Here is a 22,591-nt window from a genome sequence, read left to right as displayed (position 1 = left end):
AAATGTTAAATTATTTTAGAATAAAGTAATTTTATATTGATTTAGTATATTTTAGATTTTCTTTATATATTGTTTATTGGTTTTTACAATTACTTATGTTGCAAAAATGTATCTGTTTTTCTGTGTGAATTCTAAATTTATTTTCTGAAAAACTGTGGTTTTCATTCAAAAAACCCATTTTTGAAGAATCGAGCAGCAGTTTTGGGGTGTTTAAACAGTATTTCCTTTTCAGAGGTCTCTGTTTGGTGCAGCCGGTGGCAGAATGCGGAATTTAAATTACGAATTTTTATTTTTGACGTTTACGCAAACGTCAAAATTTATTAGGCTGGAGTCCGAAGGTGCCGTAAAGTTTTTTACTGTCTCATAAAAATGACGGTTTTCACGCAAGAGTGCATACTGTCAGACAGCTCCCGTGATAGGCTGTTAAGGTAGCATGGGAAAGCGAGCAGATACTGCCGGAGAGGAGTCCGGTCGTATCAGGGCAGAAAGAGAACGGCACCACAGAATGCAGATCAGTCTGTGTTCTGAATGTTTGAATGACAACGCGCGGGAGAGGTGGCGTCTTCATGAGTACCTCCGCCCGCATTCCGGCAGAGCAATCATCTGCCGACGTCAAACTTGGAGGAAGTGCATGCCAGTCTATCGCGCGCCGGTTCGGGATACACAGTTTATTCTGAATGATGTTTTGGGCGTCCAGTCCCGTAATGATCTGTCGTCTTATGCGGAAATGAGCGCAGACACGATTGAAGCTATTTTGCAGGAAGGCGCGAAGCTCGCCGAGCAGACATTGTTCCCTGTCAATTATAGCGGGGATCGTGAGGGCTGCGAACGTCTGCCCGATGCTTCTGTGAAAGTGCCGCAGGGTTTCAAAGAGGCTTATGACCAATATTGCGCCGGTGGCTGGGTTGGTCTTGCCGCGCCGGAGGAATTCGGCGGTCAGGGGCTGCCATATCTGCTGCATACGGCTGTTGGTGAGTATATGTCATCGGCCAATATGGCGCTGATGATGTATCCGGGTCTGACGCAGGGTGCGATCGCGGCGATTATTACGCATGGTACCGATGAGCAGAAGCAGGCTTATCTGCCCAAGATGATTGAAGGCCGCTGGTCAGGCACCATGAACCTCACCGAACCGCATTGCGGTACGGATTTGGGCTTGCTGCGCACCAAAGCTGTGCCGCAGGCGGATGGCTCCTACAAAATTACCGGCTCGAAGATTTTCATCTCCGCCGGTGAACACGGTATGACTGATAATATTATCCATCTGGTGCTGGCGCGTATTGAAGGCGCACCGGAAGGTAATAAAGGTATTTCGCTGTTCATCGTGCCGAAATTCAATCTTGATGCCAATGGCGAAGCAGGCACGCGCAATGGTGTGGCTTGCGGCTCTATTGAAGAAAAGATGGGTATTCACGGCAACTCAACCTGCGTGATGAATTATGATGACGCGACAGGCTTCCTGATCGGTGGTGAAAACAAAGGCCTGCGTGCCATGTTCACCATGATGAATGAAGCGCGTCTTGGTGTGGCGCTGCAGGGTCTGTCGATTGCCGAAACCGCCTATCAGAATGCTGCTGATTATGCGCGCGATCGTTTACAAGGACGGGCGCTGACCGGTGCGAAATATCCGGACAAAAAAGCTGATCCGATCATCGTGCATCCGGATATCCGCCGCACATTGATGACCATTCGCGCTTTTAACGAAGCTGGTCGTGCCTTGTTGCTTTCAACCTCGCTGCAATCCGATATCGCCCATCACTCTGCTGATGAAGCTGCGCGCCAGCTGGCCGACGATCATGTCGGGCTGCTGACACCGGTGCTGAAAGGTGTGCTGACCGACAAAGGTTTCGACCATGCGGTTATGGCGCAGCAGGTCTTTGGCGGTCATGGCTATATTGAAGAAAACGGCATGAGCCAATATGTGCGCGATGCCCGTATCACCATGATTTATGAAGGTGCCAATGGTATTCAGGCGCTGGATCTGGTGGGGCGCAAACTGCCTGCCAATGGCGGCCGTGCCTTGATGGCCTATTTCAAGGAAATCGGCGATTTTTGCGAAGAAAACCGCAGCGATGAAGCGCTGTCTTTCTACACAAAACATCTGAAAAAAGGCCTGAATGATCTGCAGGGCGCATCCATGTGGCTGATGCAGAATGCAATGACCAATCCGGATAATGCCGGTGCCGCCTCAACAGATTATATGCATCTCTTTGGTCTGGTCGCTTTCGGTTATATGTGGGCGAAAATGGTGAAAGCCGCACAGGCAAAGCTGAATGCCGGTGCTGGTGACAAAGCCTATTATGAGGCTAAACTTGTCACAGCCCGTTTCTATATGGAGCGTATCATGCCGGAAACGCAATTGCGCTTAGCACGCATTCAGACTGGTGCCGATACGATGATGACACTGCCGGAAGATGCTTTTTAAGCCACCGTTAAAAGGTTTGAGTAGCTGTATCAAAAAGCGGCAGGCCGGAGCGAAAATGGTGGTTTCGAGAACCGGAGCTTAAGTCGTACTTTTAGGTACATGAGCACCGGAAGCGCAGAAATCGCCATTTGTGAGCCAAGGCATGGTGACTTTTGGATCAGTTACTAAAAAATTGGGAGTTAATTGAACTATGGCTGATGCTTTTATTTATGATCATGTGCGCACTCCACGCGGCCGCGGCAAGAAAGACGGGAGTCTTCATGAAGTGCCTGCGGTGCGTCTTGGTGCCAAAGTGCTGGAAGCTCTGCGTGATCGCAACGGCATTGATACTGCAAAAGTAGACGATATTATTTTCGGCTGTGTCGATCCGGTGGGGGAAGCCGGTGCGGTTATTCCGCGATCAAGCGCTTTTGAAGCAGGATATGATTTTAAAGCACCGGGCATGCAGATTTCGCGTTTCTGCGCTTCCGGTCTTGATGCGGTTAACCTCGCTGCCGCTAAAATTGCAGGTGGCACAGACGAGCTGGTGATTGCCGGCGGCGTGGAAAGCATGTCACGCGTCGGCATGGGGATGTCCGGCGGCGCTTGGTATATGGATCCGTCGGTTGGTTTTCCGGGCTGGTTCATGCCGCAGGGTGTGTCGGCTGATCTGATCGCCACAAAATATGGCTTCTCCCGCGAAGATGTGGATGCTTATGCGGTGGAAAGCCAGCGCCGTGCAGGCGAGAGCTGGAAAAAGGGTTATTTCAAAAACTCCGTCATTCCGGTGAAAGATGTCAATGGTCTGACTATTCTTGATCATGACGAACATATGCGTCCGACGACCGATCTGGCAGCTTTGTCCGGCCTTAATCCGTCTTTTGTGATGCCGGGGGAAATGGGTGGCTTTAATGCTGTCGGCATTCAGGCGCATCCGGAAGTCGAAACCATCAATCACGTTCACCATGCCGGTAACTCATCAGGTATTGTTGATGGTGCGGCGGGTGTGCTGGTCGGTTCCAAGCGTGCGGGCAAGATGCTGGATATCAAACCGCGCGCCCGTATCCGCGCTTTCACCAATATCGGCTCCGATCCGGCATTGATGCTGACAGGCCCTGTGGATGTGACAGAGAAACTGCTGGATCGCGCCAAGATGAAGCTCTCGGATATTGATCTGTTCGAGCTGAATGAAGCTTTTGCGGCTGTGGTGCTGCGCTATATGCAGGCTTTCAATATTCCTCACAATAAAATCAATGTGAATGGCGGCGCGATTGCCATGGGGCACCCTCTGGGCGCAACCGGTGCAATCATTCTCGGCACTGTGCTCGATGAGCTGGAGCGGCGTGATCTCAAGACGGCACTGGTTACCCTGTGTATCGGTGCAGGTATGGGCACGGCAACCATCATTGAGCGTGTGTGAGGGAGGGTAGTCCAATGACAAATTACAAGAATTTCAAAGTTGAAACCGGCGCTGACGGTATTGCCGTTGTCACATGGAACATGCCTGACAAAAGCATGAATGTGCTGACTGTTGAGGTGATGACAGAGCTTGACCAGATTATCGATCAGGTTGTGGCAGATGGCACGATTAAAGGCGCGGTGATTACGTCCGGCAAGGATACATTCTCCGGTGGTGCCGACCTCACCATGATGCAGGAAATGCTGGCGCGCTTCAAAAAAGAGCAGAAGCAGGATGCTGACAAAGCTGTCCAGAACCTGTTTGACAATGTCGGACGTATGACCGGCCTGTATCGTAAGCTGGAAACCTGCGGAAAACCTTGGGTCTCAGCAATCAACGGTACCTGCATGGGCGGGGCGCTGGAATTATCGCTGGCTTGTCATGGCCGTGTGGTTTCCGATGCGGAAGGCGTGAAGCTGGCACTGCCGGAAGTTAAAGTCGGCCTGTTCCCGGGTGCCGGTGGTACGCAGCGCGTGCCGCGTCTGGTCAATCAGCAAGACGCTCTGCAGATGATGACCACCGGTTCCAGTCTCACTGCCGCTCGCGCTAAAGGCATGGGACTGGTGCATGAGGTGGCTCCGGCGAAGAAGCTGGTGGAAACCGCCAAGAAAATGATCCGTAACGGGCTGAAACCGGTGCAGCCTTGGGATGCGAAGGGCTTTAAATTGCCGGGTGGTGCGATTTATTCCGCAGCCGGTGCTAATCTCTGGCCTGCAGCAACGGCTATTCTGCGTCGTGAAACTTCCGGCAATTATCCGGCGGCACTGACCATTCTCAAATGCGTTTATGAAGGTCTGCTGGTACCGTTTGATACCGGCCTGAAGATTGAGCAGCGCTATTTCACGCATATTCTGCAGACCACTGAAGCGCAGTCGATGATCCGCTCACTGTTCGTATCCCTGCAGGAGTTGAACAAGGGCGCACGCCGTCCGGAAGGCATCAAGCCGACCAAATTCAAGAAAATCGGTGTTATCGGCGCTGGTTTCATGGGGGCTGGTATTGCTTATGTCACTGCCAAAGCCGGTATTCCGGTGGTGCTGATCGACCGTAATCTGGAAGCAGCAGAAAAAGGCAAAGCGCATTCTGCCGATCTGATTGCTAAGGAAATGCAGAAAGGCCGGATGACAGCAGAAGATAAAGACAAGCTGCTGGCATTGATTACGCCTTCTGCCAATTATGCGGCGCTTGATGGTGCCGATCTGGTGATTGAAGCTGTGTTCGAAGATCGCGGCGTCAAGCAGGCGGCAACCGAACAGGCGGAAGCGGTGCTGGGGCAGAATGCAATTTTTGCATCCAATACCTCGACCCTGCCGATTACCGGTCTTGCCAAAGTCTCACAGCGCCCGAAGAATTTCATCGGTCTGCACTTCTTCTCGCCGGTTGATAAGATGATGCTGGTTGAAGTGATTATGGGCAAGAAGACGGGCGAAAAGGCGCTGGCAACAGCACTGGATTATGTGCGCGCTATCAAGAAGACGCCGATTGTCGTCAATGATACACGCGGTTTCTACGTCAATCGTTGCGTGCTGCGTTATATGTCTGAAGCCTATAATATGCTGGTGGAAGGCGTGCCGCCTGCGATGATCGAGAATGCCGCCAAAATGACCGGTATGCCGGTCGGGCCGCTGGCACTCAATGATGAGACAGCGATTGATCTGTCGCAGAAAATTCTCAAGGCAACGCTGGCTGATCTGGGTGACAAGGCCGTTGATCCGCGCCATGTCGAACTGGTCAATACGCTGGTGGATAAATATGACCGCCTTGGCCGCAAGAACGGCAAGGGCTTCTATGATTATCCGGCACGGCCTGCCAAGAAACATCTGTGGCCTGAGCTGAGCACACTCTATCCGCAGCAGGATACGGACAAGGTGGATGTGGAAGTGCTGAAAGAGCGTTTTCTCGTCACTATCGCTCTGGAAGCTGCCCGTGTGATGGAAGAAGGTATTGTGACCGATCCGCGTGAAGCCGATGTCGGCTCCATTCTCGCTTTCGGTTTTGCACCTTATACCGGTGGCACATTGTCTTACATCGATGGTATGGGCGCAAAAGCTTTCGTCAAACTGGCGAAGAAGTTGCAGAAGGATTACGGAACGCAGTTCAAGGCACCAAAACTCCTGACCGATATGGCCGAGAGCGGTGAGACTTTCTATCAGCGTTTCAATCCCTATAAGGCTGCGGATAAAGCTGCTTAAAGCATTTCCAGCAAAAGTGGGAACCGGTTTTGCGTCCGGAAATGCTCTAACACGCAGTTTTGATCGGGAATGATAAAATGGCGCGGATATCTCTGCGCCATTTTCGTTTTTGTTGATGTTCTGATGTATGAGCTGAGTTATACTTATGAGGATTTTATTCCTTCGGATGACTTATGTTTACCCATGCAGAACTCTGGTCAGCCATTGATAATGTGGCAAAGCGGGCGCAATTGACGCCATCCGGTCTGGCACGGCGTGCCGGGCTTGACCCGACGACGTTTAATAAGTCCAAACGCTTTGCGGCGGATGGCAGGCCGCGCTGGCCGTCAACGGAATCTCTGGCTAAGATTTTGGAAGTCACTGCAATGGATGTGATGACATTTGCACAATTGCTGGCAGGCGAAAAATCTATTAATCCGCAGCAGAAGAAGCATGACAATGAACAGGAGTAAGTATGCGTAAACCGGCGACCCTTCGGACAATCCTGCCGCCGATCCTTGCTTTCAGTGTTGGTGCTACTTTATTTGCCGCCTATGTTGCCCCGTTTTACGGCGCGCTTGATCGTGAATCAGGCAGCGGTGAAACCGGTATTGTTGTCGAAAATTTCGATTTGCCGGAAGATATGCCGCCGGAGCGTTTGCCGTCCGGTACTCTTGCCGGTTCTTCAGAAGGCGAAGAAAACAATACACAGCCGGATAATCCTTTGCCTGATGTTTCCGGCGAAATGCAGACTAAGCCTCTGGAACGCGTAGAGCCGCGCCCGCCTTTGAGCGATCTGGGGCTGGCTACGCCGGTGCAGGAAAAAACACCTGAGGCAACACAATCTGAGACAATGACTGAAGAACAGGCGGCCGCAGGCGGTCTGTTCTATCGTCCTGTGGCATTGGCTGCAGGCAGACTGGCAGTGGGTAATCGCACGATCGAGCTGAACGGCATTGATATTGTCGAGCCGGATGCATCCTGTTCCGATGTGAATGGTGACGTCTGGCAATGTGGTATGCAGGCACGCACAGCATTTCGTTCATGGCTGCGTGGTCGTGCTGTCAGCTGCAATATGGATGGTGTTGAGCAAAATCAGGAGCTGATCCGCACAAGCTGTACATTGGCGGGTACGGATGTTGCACGCTGGCTGGTGGAAAATGGCTGGGCGCGCGCTACTTTCGGCGGCCAATATGCAGACAGCCAGACACAGGCTGAGAAAATGCTGCTTGGTGTTTTTGGCCGCAAGCCGGTAACGGATATGCCGCAAAACTCAGGAGATAATCCGGCTGGTATTGTGCCTGCACCATCATTGCCTGCGGAGAATCCGGTGCCTGATATAACTGCGCCTGAAGTCACCACGCCGGCACAACCGGTCGCGCCGGATTTACCGTTTCCACCTGCACCCCAGCAGTAGAGCATAAAAAAAGCCGCGTTTCTGAGAAGCGCGGCTTTTTTCTTTTTATTTAAAGTCTCAGGCGCGCTTGAGTGCCTCGGCAATCAGACCGCGTGTTTCATCAATGCCGTAAAGCGCTACGAATGAACCAAAGCGCGGGCCGCGTTCCTGTCCGATCAGCACTTCATAGAGCATCTGGAAGAACGAGACGGACACACCAGGGCCGCCGTCAGGGCTCTTCTTATTGTGATCCTGATAGCGTTCAATGACGCGTGCCACATCCAGAATGGCGTTCTGGATTGTCGTGCCGTCTGCACTGTTGTCCAGTGCGGCCAGTGCTGCATCCAGATCACGCAGAGCTTGGCTTTCAACTTCATCCGGTGCACGGAATTTCTTGCTCGGCTTCACGAAATCATTGAAGTAGCGGATGGCATATTCCACCAGAGCGTTAAGCTCCGGATGGGTGGCCGGTGTCGCCCCCGGTGCATAGCGGGAAATAAAGCCCCACAATGTGCTGGCATTTTCCGCATTGGATGCACTGACAAGGTTCAGCAACATGGCAAACGGCACCGGCAGATCAACCTTTGGCGGGTTGCCGTAATGCTGATGCCAGACCGGATTGTTCAGGCGTGCCGCCCAATCCTGTTTTTCATAGGCTGCCAGATAGGTGAAATACTCATCCACCGCCTTCGGAATCACGTCGAAATACAGCTTCTTCGCTGTTCTCGGCTTCTGGAACATATAGAGGCCGAGGCTTTCGGTCGGGGCATAGGTCAGCCATTCATCAATGCTGATACCGTTGCCTTTGGATTTGGAAATCTTCTGGCCGAGATCATCGAGGAACAATTCATAGACGAAATGCTCCGGCGCACGACCACCAAGAATTTCGCAAATCTTGTCATAGATCGCCTGATTGGTCTGGTGATCTTTGCCGAACATTTCAAAGTCAACGCCGATCGCGGCCCAGCGCATGCCGAAATCCGGCTTCCACTGCAGTTTTACATTGCCGCCGGTGACAGGCAGTGTTGTTTCCACGCCGTTTTCATCGTCAAAGGTGATGGTGCCTGCTTTGGCGTCAACCTTTTTCATCGGCACGTAAAGCACGCGACCTGTAGTTGGCGAGATCGGCAGGAACGGGCTGTAAGTGGCACGGCGTTCTTCACCCAGTGTCGGCAGCATCACGGCCATGATGTCGTCGTAGCGCTCGGCAGCGCGCAGCAGCACTTCATCAAAGCGGCCGGATTTGTAATATTCCGTGGCACTGGCGAATTCATAATCGAAACCGAAAGTGTCGAGGAAGCGGCACAGCATGGTGTTGTTGTGATCCGCAAAGCTCTTATAGTTGCCGCCAAACGGATTTGGCACAGCCGACAGCGGCAGCTGCAAAGCTGGTTCAAGCGCGGCACGATCCGGCACATTTTCCGGAATTTTGCGCATGCCGTCCAGATCATCCGAGAAGCAGATGAGCTTGGTTTTGACTTTATCTTCGGTCAGAACGCGGAATGCATGGCGCACCATGGATGTGCGTGCAACTTCGCCGAAAGTACCGATATGCGGCAGACCGGACGGGCCATAGCCGGTTTCGAAAATCACGACTTCGGGAAAGCCGGTTTTCTCGTACCGTTTTATGATTTTCCGAGCCTCTTCAAAGGGCCACGCTTTCGCCTGTGCTGCTGCCGCAATCAGGTCGGGCGCAAGGTCGATGTGGTTTGAGCGGTCGGTTGTCATAATATCTTTCCTGATAGGAGGTGTTGGTTTGAAATATCCGCACTTTTTACGGGTACGGACAGACAGGTCTATGGTGAGATGCGGGTTTCGTCAATGATGTGCTGCGCTTTCTTTACAAGCGCTGGGGGATATGATGCGCTTTCTTTGCAAGCGCGGGTGTGTAATGCAAAAATGATGGGGGTTGTGTGCATTATCCTCAGGCTGAAATGCAGTTGAACACTTGTTAAGCCCTGTGGAATAGTTTCAAAGTCATAAAAAAGCCGATGCAGGAGTTCTTGGAAATGAAAATCACGCCGCAAGATGCGCTGATCTATATTATGGTAACAGTTTCAGCTGCGGATACGCGGATGACAGATGCGGAATTGTCCTCCATCGGAAATCTTGTGCATCGCCTGCCGGTTTTTACCGGCTTTGATGATGAAAGAGTGCCGGAAATTGCCGAACGTTGCTATGAATTGCTGACCAAAGATGATGGTCTGGATCGTATTCTGGATATTGCCCATCAGGCCCTGCCGGAAAAACTTTATGAAACAGCCTATGCGCTGGCTGTTGAAGTGGCCGCAGCCGACCTGCATGTTGAACAGGAAGAGCTGGCATTCCTGCAGCTGATGCGTGATCTGTGGAATCTTGACGAGCTGAGCGTTGCTGCAATTGAGCGCAGTGCGCGCGTGCGTTTCCGCAAATTGTAATTTGATGATGAGCGCATCTTTTTTGAGATGCGCTCATTTTTATTTAATAGAAATCGATCGGAAAATAGCGCAGATACAGGTCGTCCAGCACACCTTTGCGCTCCAATGCATTGAGTGCATTATTGAAGGCGAGACGCAGATCCGCATCTTGCTTGCGCAAAGCAATCGTCATTCCCTGTCCGAGAAACTCCGGTGCCGGATAGGCGCCGCCAATAAAGCGGCAGCAGGAGCCGTCCGGGGCGGCATCCTTGCCTGATGTCGCGTTTGGGTTCATCCAGAGCGACAGGCTCATTGCATCGCCAAAAAGCAGCTGAATTTTGCCATCTCTGAGATCCTTATAGAGTAGCTCACTGCTACTATAAGGACTGGTTTTTGCTTTCGGGAAATAGGTTTTCAGCAAGGCTTCATGGGCGGAACCGGCGAGAACACCGACTGTTTTCCCGTCAGGTGAAAAGTTTTTATCGGCCAGTTCCGATGTTTTCACTGTCACAAAACGGGCTGGCAAGCTGAAATAAGCGCGGGTGAAGCTGAGTGTGGTGCGTTTTTCCCGATCCGGTGTCAGTCCGGCAATCAGCGCATCAGTTTCGTTTTTCTGCAAGGCGGGAAGCAATTCATTCCACGGGCGGGCTTCGATCAGGCAACGACTGGTGATCGCCAATTCCTGACAAAGCGCACGGATCAGATCAATATGATAGCCGCTCAGCCGTCCTTGCGGGGAGAGGCTGTTGAAAGGTGCAAAATCTGTGCCGGTCAGGAAACGTATCTGCGCTCTTTGTGAAATATCCGGTTTTGCCGGTTTCTGGTCATCTCCCGCAAGATAGGGCGGGGCGGCGTAGGATGCCGAGATGCCGGAGGCGAGTATCAGCAGGATCGCAGAGCTGACGGCTGCGCAATATTTTAACGCCCGTTTGAGCGGGGCGGAAAGAACATCATTGCGCATTGGCTGACTGCAGCTCCTGTTGGTTTGTCCGGATTTTGCTCAGTATAAAATTTTCTCCTCTTTATAGAAAGCAGAACCCGCGTGAATAATAAATTTATTTTTTGAACAATAATTAATGTTGGTATTATTGAAATTGAATGATTTGTATATTGTATTTTTTACAGTTGATATTTTTTTAAAATGATTATTATTGTTAATTTATCGTAAATTTCAAAATAGTTTTGTTTTGTTGCTTCTAATTTAATTGAGTTGATTTTGGTTAAATATTCGCGGGGGCGGAATGACACTACATTTGTTGTTTACACAAAGCTTTATAAAACTCTGTGCAGCATTCTCGGTCCGGCTTGTCGCGGCGGGATTGGGTAAAGCGGATATTATTGCGGCCTTTGCCAGCGCTGCACGGCATAATACGTCTTTTAATGATGAACTCGTGTACAAAGGTGCAATTTCTGAAGCGGCACTTTACAGGCTTTGGGCTGAAGAGACGGGGCTGACTTATGATGATGCGCCGGATGCGGAAGAGGTTTTGTTGCGCCCTTTTGACGGACCGGCTCGTCTCAACAGTATCCGCCATATATTAATTGCGGGGCCTAAAGGTCAAAGCCTGCTTTATATGGCACCGGATCTTCGGGAATTGGCGATGCTGAAATTCTACTTGCGGCAATATCCTGAAATGCGTGAGCGTTTAAGACTCTGTCCGCCCTCTGTATTGGTGGCATTATTGCATAACCGTTATGGCAAAGCCGCTGCCGGACGGGCACAAAAAATGACACCCGCACATCTTTCCGCCAGTCTGGTACTGAACGGCTGGCAGGGTTTCTGTTTCGCAGGCTTACTTATCGGGCTGTTATGGATGTTTCTGACGGAGGGCGGCTTCCGTCTGGCCTTTCTCTATTGGAGCATGACATTGTTTTTCTTTGCCTGCGTAACCATTCGCCTTCTGGCGGCGTGGAATGCACGGCCGCTGCATATCAGGCCGCTGGCACCATACCGGCTTCATGATCTGCCGGTTTATACTGTGCTGGTGCCGCTTTATAAGGAGGCAGGGATTGTGCGGCAGCTTATACAGGCGCTCAGTGCCTTGAACTGGCCGGTTGCAAAACTGGATATCAAATTGATTTGCGAGGCTGATGACAGTGAAACTCTGGCAGCGCTGTCACGGCTTAAATTACCTGCGCAATTTGAAGTTCTGAAAGTACCCTCTATTGGCCCGCGTACCAAACCCAAAGCCCTGAATTATGCACTGCAATTTGCCCGTGGCGAATATCTTGTCGTCTATGATGCGGAGGACAGGCCGCATCGCGATCAGTTGCTGGAGGCATGGCAGGCGTTCCGGCGTAGTGGCAGTGATCTCGCCTGTCTTCAGGCGCCGCTGGTGATCGGAAATTTCAGCTGTAACTATCTGACGCGCTATTTTTCTTTTGAATATGCAGGATTATTTCGCGGGCTTTTGCCATGGCTCAGCCGTCGTGGTGCCGTAATGCCTTTGGGCGGAACATCCAATCATCTCCGGCGCAAAGTGCTGCAGAAAGTCGGTGGCTGGGACAGCTATAATGTGACGGAAGATGCCGATCTGGGGATGCGACTGGCACGCTTCGGTTACAGAGTGGATGTGATTAATCGTCCGACGACTGAAGATGCACCGGAAAATTATAAGGACTGGAAAACGCAACGCACCCGCTGGTTCAAGGGCTGGATGCAGACATGGCTGGTGCATATGCGCTCGCCTGTGCATACCTGCCGTCAGTTAGGTGCAGCACGTTTCAGCCTTTACTTGTTATATACAACAGGTTTGCTGCTATCCGCTTTGCTGCATCCCTTTATGCTGGTCAGTCTGATTTGGGGTGTTGCTCTAACAATCTCCGGTTATCACGACCAGTCGGTTGTGGCTGCGGTTTTGTTTAATGGTCTGAATTTGCTGACAGCTTATCTGAGCTTTCATTTGCTGTGTCAGAAGACACTGCGTTATGAAGAAAAACGCCGGTATTTTTATCTTTGGGGCGTGCCTTTATATTGGCTTCTACTGTCCGTTGCATCATGGCGGGCATTTTATCAAATGTTCACTGCACCCCATCACTGGGAAAAAACACCGCATTTTCCTAGCCGTATTGAGAGCGGGTTAAAACACGTTGAGGACGACAGAAGAACTGTGCAGACTTTACCGGCGCATTATGCACAGGAAGGCTTAATCATCCGGCCGGATTGTCACAAAACCGCAATATAAATCATAAATAGTCCGGATGTTCTTTCGGGGCGGACTATGCGCTTTTCCGGAAAAACATTTGTAATCAGCAAAATAAATGTATTCTGTGAAACTGTGCTGCTATCGGAAAGATAATATGCGCATCTGTTGGAATAGAACATAGCAGGCTGCAACAGGGCAGGCATAAAGGCGGCATTCAGATCTATGGTTACCGGTCAGAAACAGCAAGGCGGCGTTTCAAACATAATGGCATCAGATACGGACGGAGAGCGGAGACAGGAGAGTAGCGAGCAGAGATTGCTAAAAGCTCTGCGTAAATCGGCGTCCTCTTTACTGATAATCTTGCCGTTGTTTTTACTGCTGCGCTATTGGGGCGTTTCCGTATCCCTTGCTGCGGCAGGCTGTGTGCTGCTTTTTATTCTGGTGATTGCTCTGGCGTTTTTCAGTACACCGAAACCAGTTGCGGTTGCGACCAAAACCGGCAAGCGGGAGGGGCCGCTGTCGCGCCTGTCCGGTGAGCGGCTTGCCGATTTTCTGCCTGATCCGCTGGTGCTTTTTGATACAGACGGTACGATCCTTTATGTCAATCATGCAGCTCGCGAAGCGTTTCCGCCACTGGCTCGGGATGCGTCCCTGTATTTATGTTTCCGCTCGCCGGAAATGCATTCACTGATACAGGGGATTATTGCTGACGGGCAGGCGCGGTCATCGGATTATCTGGAGCGGTTGCCGTTTGAGCGCTGGTATCGTGCTTCGGTCATGACTTTTGAAACGGCAAAAGGTGAGGCAGATTGTTTTATCCTGATCTTCCGCGACCAGACGGAGTTACGCCGTATTGACCGTATGCGGTCAGATTTTATTGCCAATGCCAGTCATGAACTGCGCACGCCTCTGGCTTCATTGCGTGGTTTTATTGAAACACTGCAAGGCCCTGCGCGCGACGATGCCGCTGCGCGGGAGCGTTTTCTTGGCATTATGCAGACACAGGCAGACCGCATGTCGCGTCTGATCGATGATTTATTGTCTCTTTCCCGTCTGGAAATGAAGGCCGCTATTCCGGTAAAAGAACGCATTGATATCGGGCAAGTGCTGAGCCATGTGGTGGAGACACTGGCGCCTATGGCCTCGGGTGTTGGCGTAACCATTGAATGGACGAAACCAGATCATCCGGTCTGGCTGCCCGGCGACAAAGACGAGCTTATTCAGGTGTTCCAGAACCTGATTGAAAATGCCTGTAAATACGGACAAGCGGGAAAGCGTGTTATTGTCAGCCTTGATGAGCAGGGAGGCGAAGCAGCACCTACCACTGCAGATGCATTGCGTGGTTTTTCCGTCAGCGTAGAGGATTTCGGCCCCGGTATACCGGCGGAGCATTTACCCCGTCTGACCGAGCGTTTTTACCGTGTTGATGTGGATAGCAGCCGAGCCCATAAAGGCACGGGTTTGGGGCTCGCCATTGTTAAACATATTCTGACCCGTCATCGCGGAAGGTTGATCGTACGCTCGCAGCTTGGAAAAGGCGCTGTATTCACCGTCGTATTTGCTGGGTCATAATCATAGGGTGCGATCCGCGGGCGGCTAATCAGCGTTTAACGCCGCGGATCAGCTGCCATTTCAACGGCCGCAGAGCCTGCCAGAATGACGTGGCACGCAAACGCGACATGACTTCTTTATGTGCTTCATAGAGGCGGCCGCGCAAGGTGGCGCAAACGGTGAGACGTTTGAGCGGAATGGTCAGATCACAATTCTGCAATTTCCAGTCTTCGTCACCAACGCCAAGATCAAGACAATTATAGCCTTGCTCTTTCAGGTCTTTGATAAGCAGATAATGCAAGACATGGCCGGGGGAATATTTCGCCCAGTTTTTCAGATTAGAGGCAATCATGATGCCGTAATAATGTGGCCCGCTGACCAGTCCCCACATACAGGCGAGAATTTCACCATTCAGTTTCAGTGCAGAAAAATGCAGCACACCGGCTGATTGAAATACCCGTGTTGCTTCATTGAAATAGTGAATTTTCTCAGGATATTGCTCGAATCCCGGTACATGCGTTTCAATAAAGCGCTGTTGTTTTTCCCGTAACATGAAGTCCAGCAATGCCTGATTTTCAGCATCATTTTTCGCTGTAAAGAACTCGCAATCGCCTAATTCATGGAGGCGGCGGAGTTTGCGCCGGATAATTTTCGGGCGCACGAGGCTCTGCTGTATTCTGTCCCAGTCATGAGACAATATATTGGCATGGCTGTCCGCTGAGTTGCTCTGATTGGCCAGCAAAAATATCGGATTGGTCAGATTGCCCAGTTTTTCAGGCATATTATTAAAATCGGCAAAATCAAAAGCCGGCAGAGCTTTCTGTATCTGCTGCCACATATTTTCTGCCTGCGCACGGGTCCAGATCATTCCGCAGGCAAAGAGCACGGGCGCATTATAATCGGCCACGCCCTGATCTGTAAAAGACAGGATGCGCGTTCCGTTGCGCACAAAAATAGCCAGAGGCAGAAACATAACCGGTCTGCCGTCTTCTGTACGAACTTCGATAAGGCACAGCTCAGCCTTCAATACCGGAGCATAGGTTTCTTCCCAGATTTTCAGAAATGTTGTGGTCTGAAAAATATGATAATTCGGACTTGCATGGCTATGCAGTTTGCCGGGTCCGTTTTTTTCAGCGGCAGGCCAGTCGCCGGAAACATCGTCAACGGACTTAAAACAGCGGATCTGATAAGTCGGGCATAGGGAGATGTGCGGATCAGAACTGAGGGCAAGATATTCGCTTTTAGGCACCTGAGCAGGTTCGATCAGGCTTAAATCCGGCTCTCCCCGGGAAAGCTGTATCGAACTGATTAATGCCATGCCGCTTTGCCCTGTTTTGTTCAATGATAGTCAGGCGTGATGCTGAAAGCCGTTTTACGTTTGATTGAAGCTGAGGCGACTCTGGCAGAATTGTGTAAACAATGTCCTAGGGAAAAATTTGAAACACAGAATTATTATATCGCTTTGCGGATAAGCAAAAACAGGTCGTTGCTTTGTAGTATTTGAGTGAGTTTTATTTAAGTGAAATAATAATATTAAGGCATTTTGATAATATAGTCTGCCGCCATATTCATGTGACGTTAATTGCATTTTATATGTCTTATGCCTATATGCGCGTGATAGCCCGATGCTCAGACAAGCAGGATGTAAGATGGCGGTCTCAATCATTATCAAAGCATTGAATGAAGAACGACGGATTGCCGCCGCGCTTGAAAGTGCTCTTGCGGCTTTGCCTGACGGGCAGGGTGAGGTTATTCTGGCTGACAGCGGTTCCCGCGACCGTACGATTGAGATTGCAAAGCAATATCCGGTAAAAATTGTTCAGATTGAAGCGCCTGCCAAAGCCAGTTGCGGATTGGGACCTCAATTGGGCTATCAGTATAGCAGCGGCTCTTTTATCTGCCTGATGGACGGTGATACAGAACTGGCACCGGACTTTATTATCGAGGCGCTGAAATATCTGGAAGCAAATCCGCGCGTTGCCGGTGTTACCGGCCATGTGATGGAGCGCAATAATGAGAGCCTTGAATATGTCCGGCGCGGCTTGCGGAAAACCGCGTATAAAGCAGTCGGAACGATCGACCGTATTAATTGCGGAGGACTTTACCGGCGCGAGGCGATAGAAGAAATCGGCTATTTGTCTGACCGTAATCTGCATAGCTATGAAGAATATGATCTGGGTGTGCGGTTGCGTGCCAAAGGCTGGACATTGTTTCGTCTCGACCGGCGCTTCGTGTATCACACGGGGCATAGTGCCAATGCATACAAGCTTCTAATTAAGCGCTGGCAGTCAAAATATATTCGCGGCATCGGAGAATTGCTGCGCTCGGCAACGGGCAAGCCACATTTCAGGATGTTGTTTGCCGAATTGCCGGAATTGCGTCTGTGGATGGCAGTCTATGGATGGATTATCGCGATGCTGCTGGTATTGGCTGTTTTGCCAACCGGTATTGCGCTATTGATTGATCTGGCGATGATTGCTGCTGCAGTAGCTTTGATGAGTGTGAAGCATCGCAGTTTTTCAATCGGACTCTATTCAGTTACAGCATGGTTTTTCCATGCGGCGGCACTGCCGCTTGGCTTTTTCACGCCGCGCAAAAATCCTGCTGCTATGATCGAGAGCAAAATCATTCAGGAAAACAAGCATTAGAGCATTTCACAGTCAAGTTGGATCAACTTGACGCCCGTGATAATGCGACCAAATAAAGAATTGAGACGCGAGCGCTATGATCCAATCTGGACGTAAACCGCTCTAGAGCGACGGGCACCTCTTCGGGTGCAATAAGGTCACTCTAAACTGAACTCTGTTTTGCCCTGCGCATCAAGCGCAACAGCACCAGCCATGCGCAGATGGCGATGGAGATTTCAATCAGATAGATTGAAATAAATGTACCTGTCGGCGGCATCAGCCATGTGGCAAATGCCAGTATCGGCGCGCCGATTATATTACCGGTGTTAAGAATAGCCGCGCGATAACCGTGCTCACCGGCAGATCCCATCACCTCGACGCTGACAGACCATAATGCATAGAAAATAATGACCCAGCACAGCACCTGCGTAAAATATACCATGGACTGATATTCCTGACCGAAAATCAGTGGCAGATATGGTGCCAGAAAATAAACAAATGTCGCTGTGAAAACGGAAATACCCAATGCCATCAGCGTGGCTTTTTGTGCCAGAGGCCAGGCTTTGTCGATGCCGTTCGCACTCATTTTGGCAAAGCGGGGATAGAGCAAACGGCTCATGGCATCAATATTCAGATAGCTGCTGTCGACAATCCGTCGTGCAACGCCGTAGCTGCCGATGACTGCGGGGGAGAGGAGAAGACCAAGCAGCAGCAAGTCGATATTCTGGCGAATTGCGCGGAAGATGAACGGGGTGGCAAAGAAGATACCGAGTTTGATTTCCTCACGCATAATATGGAAGATGGGCTTGCCCAGCCGCATTAAAAACAGCCAGTATATTCCGGCAACTAATACGTGGCAGGCAAATTGCCACCAGGCCCAGCCGTTAATGGTGCTGACGCCAAACACAACACAAGCCAGAACCGCCGCAAGTGTACGGGCAAGGGCGAAGCCGACCACAGAGAGATTGGCTGCTTTGAAATTGCTGTGTCCGATATAGACGGCCTCAGCCAGCAAAATCATGCGCAGCAAGACAATATTGGTGACAAGATAGAGAAAGAGACTGATCGCGTTGGTAACAGGATCAGGTGAAAATTCGATCCAGTAGGGCAGGATAAGCATTCCGGCAGCTACGAGCAGAGCACCGCTGATACCGATCAGTATCAGATTGTGACCGAGCATGACCGGATATATTTTTTTATTCTGCGCCACGCGCCGCAGCAGGCTTTCAGCGCTGCCAATGCCGCAAATATGCACGACAATGCTGGTGATTGCCATGATAGTGATGAACATACCAAATTCAGCCGCGCCGAGAAAACGCGCGAGAATAGCAAATGTCGCAAGCTGTGCTACACTTGCCATGATGAGGCTGCCGCTGGAAGCCATATAGGAGAGGAGCGACGGTAAATATCGTCGGATACGTGCAGACATGCGGTTGTCCGGCAACTCCGTTTCACTCATAGTTTTATTTCCCTTGTCGCAGCCTCTCTATAGCATTTTCCTGTGAAAGGGAACAATTTTAGACCGATTTAGGCCGGAAAACAAAAAGGCAGGGGAAGCCTGTTATTAATTATTATAAGTAAAATTTAAAATAATGCTTTTCATGGAATCTAATACTTAAACTATGCCGATGAGGCTTTGTTAACCTTTTTTTTTAATATCTCTGTTACTGCATAAGTAGATACAGCAATTGAGCCCTCTATACGGGTTTTGCCTCAAGCTATTAGAGATGTCTGATGTATACGCTGCAAGAATTAGCTAAAAAAGCCAAACCCGCGTCTGCCGGCAGCCGTGGTGCAGAAGCTGTTTTGCAGCCGGATACAGATATACGAGCCTCTCAAGCCGCTTCTTCTCCTTTGCAACAGGATTATGCAGACAGTGACGAGGCGCGTTCTGCACAGCGCAGCTGGGTTTTTCCGGTTGTTGGTTTTTCAGATATTATCAATTGGTTGCTGCGCTTTTGGTGGCTGATCCTGCTGCTGGCTCTGGTGGGGGCAGCTGTCGGCATAGGTTTTGGTAAAACCGCCAAGCCGCGTTTCACTGCGGGTTCGGATATCATTGTTGCACCATCAAATTTGCAGGTTGTGCCGAATGATGTTTATGCCACCAGTATGCAGGCAGAAAGCCAGCTGATGGATATTGAAAGCAAGCTGCGCTTGCTGACATCCGGTAATGTGATGCAACGGGTGGTCGACGAACTGAAATTGCAGGATGATCCGGAATTTAACGGAACAGAGAAAACATTATTCTCCGGTCTTCTGGGGGAGCCGAAGAAGGATGATGCAGTTGATCCGCAACAGGCAAAGAATATTGCAGCCTTGCGTGAATTGTCATCGCGTGTTGAGGCCCGCCGTCCGGAACGCTCTTATCTGATTAACCTCACTGTCTGGGCACGGGAGCCTGAAAAGGCCGTTATATTAGCAGATACTGTCGCCAAGGCCTTTCAGGATGAAGTTGCACAGAATGAGCGGGATGGTGCCGCACGCGCTGCCCGTGCTTTGACAGAGCCGCTGAGTGAGCTGAAAAAAGCTGCAACTGAAGCTGAAATGAAAGTAGCGCAGTTCCGTAATGCGCAGGGGCTTCAGACCGGTAATACCGGCGAGCTGGTCAGTGCACAGGCTTTGACAGAAATCAATTCGCAGCTTGTCGGCGCACTGAGCCGTCAGGCCGAGGCAAAATCCCGTTATGCAGAACTGACCAGTGCCGGCAATCAGGCTCTGGATCCGTCCGGTACATTGCAATCCCCGACGCTGACTGCATTGCGCACACAATATGCGACCCTGAAACAGCGTCTTGATGCTATGACCATGACTTATGGTCCGCGTTATCCTGAACTGGCCAGCACGCAGTCGCAGATTGCAGGCCTGCAGGCACAAATTTCGCAGGAAACGTCACGGATTTTACGTGCCGCAAAGCTGGATCTGGATCAGGCAAATTCTGTGGTCGAAACTTTGCGCCGTCAGATTGAGACTGCCCGGTCAGCGGTTTCCCTCGATACGGATGCACAGGTTACGCTGAATGATCTTGAACGAGACCGCCTGACAAAGACAACTCTGTACCAGACCTATCTGACCCGTGCGCAGGAAATTGCCCAGCGCCAGCAGATCGATGCGACCAATATCCGTATTGCTTCACCGGCCTTGCCACCTAAAAGCCGTTCATGGCCTCCGGGTACAGCTCTTCTTACTGTTGCCGGTGCCGTTGTCGGCGGTGGTCTTGGTACGGGTTTGGCCTTGCTTTTCGGATTTATCGGTCTCTTACGTGCACAGTCCCGCGCTTCTTATAAAAAATAGTGAAGCAGGTTGCAGATGATCCGCACCTCCGGCATGAGCGATATAAGGGGTTTTCTTGCTGCGACCTTATTCATGGCGCAGTTCTTTTACCTCTGGGTGACGATCGAGCCTTTTCCTGCGGAAACGGCTTCGGCGGCGGCTGAAGGCGGCTCAAGCCTGTTTAATCAGGTCGTTTCCTTGCTGCTCTTTGCAAGTGCTATTTGTTATGTTGCCATCAGCCCGTTAAAGAAGCTGGTATTGCAACCCAGGCCTTTAATCGTGTTGCTGGTCATATGGATTTTACTCGCGGCGCTTTTCTCTGCAGAGCGGGTTGAATCCTTAAAACAGCTTATTCTTTCCTGCATCATTATGCTCAATGCCTCGGTATTCCTGCTATTGCCGCGTTCTGAAGAGCAATTCGCCAAAATGATTATGGCAGGGCTGTTTGTCATGCTGGGGCTTGCCTATTTCGGTGTGATGTTCAAGCCGTTAGTGGCTATACATCAGTTCAGCTCCGAATTGGGCGACGAGCAGTTAGGGAACTGGCGCGGCCATTTTGCCCATAAGAATGTTGCCTCTGCAGCCATGCTGGTCAGTGGTTTCTTCGGGCTTTACCTGAAAGATAAAGGCTATCACCTTGCGGGTTGGCTGATCCTTGTTTTGTCGGTGTTCTTTTTGATGCATACCGGCGGTAAGACATCGACGGCTATGTTCCCGATGATCCTGCTGATCGCCTATGTTTTCGAGAAAATTAAGTGGCTGCGTGTGCCGATTGCTGTCGGCGGTGTGTTAACGATCAATTTTTTAACGGTCGGCGCTGCATTGATACCGTCTGTCTATGAGTTTATTACATCGCTCGGCATTGATGCCAGTTTCACCAATCGTTCGGATATCTGGCGACTGGCTGTAGGGGCAATTGCTGATAGGCCATTGATCGGGCACGGGCTTCATGGTTATTGGCTGACGGACGCTCTGGTTAATAATGATACAGTGGAAAACTGGTCTCCGCGTGCTTTTAACGGTCATAATGCATGGGTCGATGCGTTAATTAATCTCGGTGTTATTGGTTTTTTGCTTGTCTTTATCTGGATTTTAGTGCTGCCATTACTTTACATCAGGCGGATTTCACAGCAAAACCTCTATACGCCTGTTGTGCGGCTTTATGTACGTATCTGGCTTTACGGTTTGTTTGGGGGCGCGCTTGAAAGTGTATTCTTTGAAACCGGCAGTTTATTATGGTTCAGCGTTATGATGGCTCTGTTCGGCTTGCGTTTGCAGGCATTGGCAGTGCCGGTTCCTTATGACGATGCGCCCTCGCTTGCGTTCGCATCAGGCAGTATCGGAGTGACACGGTGAAGCACAAAATTAAATATTGGGTCGCTCGTTTACAGGCACGGCTGATGTCCCGCCTCGCTCCTAAAACACTTCATGTGCCAACGCATCATGCGGTGATCACGTTCACTTTCGACGATGTGCCTGACAGCACTTTGTATTATGGTGCGGCCATATTGGAAAAATACGGATTGCGCGGAACATTTTATGTCGCCGGAGGGCTCGCCGGTACATCAGAAACCAGCCGTAAACTGATTACAGAAAGCGGAATTCGTGAACTGGCGGAGCGCGGGCATGAAATCGGGTGCCATACATTTTCACATGCGAATGTTGCGACACTCAAGGATGCGCAGTTGCAAAGTGAGATTGACCGAAACCGGTCATTTCTGAGCCGGATTCTGGGAGATAACAAAGGCGGACATGGTCCGAAGTTTAATTTTGCCTATCCCTATAATGCGGTTTCCTATTTTGCCCATCGGCGGTTGGCGCGTAATTACCGTACTTGCCGCGCCGGAGAGAACCGGATCAATCGCGGGGCAATAAGCCCGCAAATGTTGTATGGTATGGAGATCCGCCAGCCAGAGGCACATTCACTGCAATTGACGCGGGAGATTGATGCGGTGAAAGCGCAGCCGGGCTGGCTGATCTTTTTTACGCATGACATTTCTGAAACACCGACATCCTATGGCTGCACACCGGCGACCTTTGAAAAACTGGTTCAATATGCGGTGCAAAGCGGATGTGAAATTTTAACGGTTGATGAAGCGCTGGACGATTATGCATCTGCACATGCTGTGTGATGTGTAAATCCTGTCCGGATTTATAAAGCTTTAGAGCAC

Annotated in this window: 15 protein-coding genes and 1 pseudogene; 12 read left to right on the top strand and 4 right to left on the bottom strand. The window is 50.6% G+C overall.

Translation table 11 applies throughout. The features are described 5' to 3' along the window. Positions 1 to 631: 631 nt before the first annotated feature. The 5 genes and pseudogenes from JNC80_RS00590 (at position 632) to JNC80_RS00570 (ending at position 7,451) form a co-directional block, all read left to right on the top strand. Entirely contained in the window at positions 632 to 2,425 is a 1,794-nt protein-coding gene (locus JNC80_RS00590) for an acyl-CoA dehydrogenase C-terminal domain-containing protein (RefSeq protein WP_376709165.1), read from the top strand. A gap of 190 nt (positions 2,426 to 2,615) precedes the next feature. Continuing rightward, positions 2,616 to 3,824 (top strand): acetyl-CoA C-acetyltransferase, encoded by a 1,209-nt coding sequence (locus tag JNC80_RS00585; RefSeq protein ID WP_376709164.1) that lies wholly within the window; start codon positions 2,616 to 2,618, stop codon positions 3,822 to 3,824. 14 nt (positions 3,825 to 3,838) lie between these two features. After that, on the top strand, positions 3,839 to 6,055 hold the full coding sequence (locus JNC80_RS00580; protein ID WP_376709163.1) for an FAD-dependent oxidoreductase: 2,217 nt from the start codon (positions 3,839 to 3,841) through the stop codon (positions 6,053 to 6,055). 173 nt (positions 6,056 to 6,228) lie between these two features. Next, positions 6,229 to 6,468: pseudogene (locus JNC80_RS00575) on the top strand (helix-turn-helix domain-containing protein); the annotation flags it as partial. A gap of 41 nt (positions 6,469 to 6,509) precedes the next feature. Continuing rightward, a complete protein-coding gene (locus tag JNC80_RS00570; RefSeq protein ID WP_376709161.1) occupies positions 6,510 to 7,451 on the top strand; it encodes a thermonuclease family protein in 942 nt (313 codons plus the stop codon). 57 nt (positions 7,452 to 7,508) lie between these two features. Here the strand turns inward: JNC80_RS00570 and JNC80_RS00565 are convergent, their stop codons facing one another. Continuing rightward, positions 7,509 to 9,158 carry a lysine--tRNA ligase gene (locus JNC80_RS00565; protein ID WP_376709160.1) on the bottom strand — a complete coding sequence of 550 codons (1,650 nt, stop codon included), beginning with the start codon at positions 9,156 to 9,158 and terminating at the stop codon, positions 7,509 to 7,511. Positions 9,159 to 9,439: 281 nt separating this feature from the next. On the opposite strand from JNC80_RS00565, the gene JNC80_RS00560 reads away from it, so the two are divergent. Continuing rightward, positions 9,440 to 9,847 (top strand): tellurite resistance TerB family protein, encoded by a 408-nt coding sequence (locus JNC80_RS00560; protein ID WP_028233671.1) that lies wholly within the window; start codon positions 9,440 to 9,442, stop codon positions 9,845 to 9,847. A gap of 43 nt (positions 9,848 to 9,890) precedes the next feature. On the opposite strand, the gene JNC80_RS00555 is transcribed toward JNC80_RS00560, so the two are convergent. After that, entirely contained in the window at positions 9,891 to 10,787 is an 897-nt protein-coding gene (locus JNC80_RS00555) for a transporter substrate-binding domain-containing protein (RefSeq protein ID WP_376709159.1), read from the bottom strand. Between the two features lie 280 nt (positions 10,788 to 11,067). Between JNC80_RS00555 and JNC80_RS00550 the strand changes: the two genes are divergently transcribed. Further along, positions 11,068 to 13,011, top strand: coding sequence for a glycosyltransferase family 2 protein (locus JNC80_RS00550; RefSeq protein WP_376709158.1), 1,944 nt, complete (start codon positions 11,068 to 11,070; stop codon positions 13,009 to 13,011). A 225-nt stretch (positions 13,012 to 13,236) separates the two neighbouring features. Continuing rightward, positions 13,237 to 14,544: an ATP-binding protein gene (locus JNC80_RS00545; RefSeq protein ID WP_376709157.1), complete on the top strand. Its 1,308-nt coding sequence runs from the start codon at positions 13,237 to 13,239 to the stop codon at positions 14,542 to 14,544. Between the two features lie 28 nt (positions 14,545 to 14,572). Here JNC80_RS00545 and JNC80_RS00540 read toward each other — a convergent pair whose 3' ends face one another. After that, positions 14,573 to 15,841: a GNAT family N-acetyltransferase gene (locus JNC80_RS00540; protein WP_376709156.1), complete on the bottom strand. Its 1,269-nt coding sequence runs from the start codon at positions 15,839 to 15,841 to the stop codon at positions 14,573 to 14,575. A 331-nt stretch (positions 15,842 to 16,172) separates the two neighbouring features. Here JNC80_RS00540 and JNC80_RS00535 point away from each other — a divergent pair, with 331 nt between their 5' ends. Next, the gene (locus JNC80_RS00535; protein ID WP_151158463.1) at positions 16,173 to 17,171 is read left to right on the top strand and encodes a glycosyltransferase family 2 protein; all 999 of its coding nucleotides are present in this window, start codon (positions 16,173 to 16,175) and stop codon (positions 17,169 to 17,171) included. A gap of 142 nt (positions 17,172 to 17,313) precedes the next feature. Here JNC80_RS00535 and JNC80_RS00530 read toward each other — a convergent pair whose 3' ends face one another. Continuing rightward, entirely contained in the window at positions 17,314 to 18,609 is a 1,296-nt protein-coding gene (locus JNC80_RS00530; RefSeq protein ID WP_022711108.1) for a lipopolysaccharide biosynthesis protein, read from the bottom strand. 275 nt (positions 18,610 to 18,884) lie between these two features. Here JNC80_RS00530 and JNC80_RS00525 point away from each other — a divergent pair, with 275 nt between their 5' ends. The 3 genes from JNC80_RS00525 to JNC80_RS00515 are packed head-to-tail and all read left to right on the top strand — an operon-like array spanning position 18,885 to position 22,552. After that, positions 18,885 to 20,441, top strand: a complete 1,557-nt coding sequence (locus JNC80_RS00525) for a GumC family protein (protein ID WP_376709155.1) — start codon at positions 18,885 to 18,887, stop codon at positions 20,439 to 20,441. Positions 20,442 to 20,456: 15 nt separating this feature from the next. Then, entirely contained in the window at positions 20,457 to 21,776 is a 1,320-nt protein-coding gene (locus tag JNC80_RS00520) for an O-antigen ligase family protein (protein ID WP_151158461.1), read from the top strand. Between the two features lie 44 nt (positions 21,777 to 21,820). Continuing rightward, positions 21,821 to 22,552, top strand: a complete 732-nt coding sequence (locus tag JNC80_RS00515) for a polysaccharide deacetylase family protein (RefSeq protein WP_376709617.1) — start codon at positions 21,821 to 21,823, stop codon at positions 22,550 to 22,552. Positions 22,553 to 22,591: the final 39 nt, after the last annotated feature.

The organism is Pseudochrobactrum lubricantis, assembly GCF_041929865.1.
In the GTDB taxonomy this organism is placed as follows: domain Bacteria; phylum Pseudomonadota; class Alphaproteobacteria; order Rhizobiales; family Rhizobiaceae; genus Pseudochrobactrum; species Pseudochrobactrum saccharolyticum.
This window is presented reverse-complemented; position numbering and strand designations above follow the sequence as displayed.